This window comes from Streptomyces boncukensis (genome assembly GCF_011045075.1).
In the GTDB taxonomy this organism is placed as follows: domain Bacteria; phylum Actinomycetota; class Actinomycetes; order Streptomycetales; family Streptomycetaceae; genus Streptomyces; species Streptomyces boncukensis.
Genome location: NZ_JAAKZZ010001071.1, coordinates 1 through 729, shown reverse-complemented (window position 1 = coordinate 729; position 729 = coordinate 1). Strand labels below are relative to the sequence as shown.

Sequence of the window (729 nt, the reverse complement as noted above, 5' to 3'; positions counted from 1 at the left end):
GTCACCGGGTCGCGGACGCGGCGGGCGTGCGGGTGCGCCCGCCGTCGAGGGCGGGGTAGTCGGTGTAGCCCTCGGGGCCGTGGGTGTAGAGGCGGGCTTCGTCGAGCGGGGTGGCGAGCGGGTCGCCCGCGGCGATACGCGCGGGGAGGTCGGGGTGGGTGAGGAACGCGCGGCCGTACGAGACGAGATCCGCCAGGCCCCCCGCGAGGACCCGCTCGCCCTGCTGCCCGGTGGTGGGCTCGTGGTTCTCGCCGACGTTGGCGATGAGCGTGCCCCGCCAGCGGGGCCGGAGATCGGCGAGCGCGGGGTAGTCGTCGTTGTCGGTGAGGTGGAGATAAGCCAGGCCCAGCGGGTCGAGCGCGGCGAGCAGCCTGCGGTAGACGGGCGCCGGGTCCCGCTCGGCCATGCCGAACTGCGGGTTGCCGGGGGAGAGCCGCAGCCCGAGGCGCTCCGGGCCGATGGCGTCCGCCACGGCGGTGACCAGTTCGACGGCGAACCGCGTCCGGTCCCGCCCGTATCCGTCCGTACGGAGGTTGGTGTTGTCGGCGAGGAACTGATGGGTGAGATAGCTGTTCGCGGCGTGGATCTCCACGTAGTCGAAGCCCGCGCGCAGCGCGTTGCGGGCGGCGTCGACGTGGTCGGCGACGGCGGTGCGGATGTCGTCGGCGGTCATCTCGCGCGGCGTCGGCGCCTCGGCCTTGCCGTCTTTGACATGGACGGGGCTGGGGG

At 74.1% G+C, this 729-nt stretch carries 1 protein-coding gene; it reads right to left on the bottom strand.

Going from position 1 to position 729, the window contains the following annotated elements; genetic code table 11:
• Position 1: 1 nt before the first annotated feature.
• On the bottom strand, positions 2-729 hold a 728-nt coding region (locus G5C65_RS37980), incomplete at its 5' end, for an oxidoreductase (protein WP_478501627.1).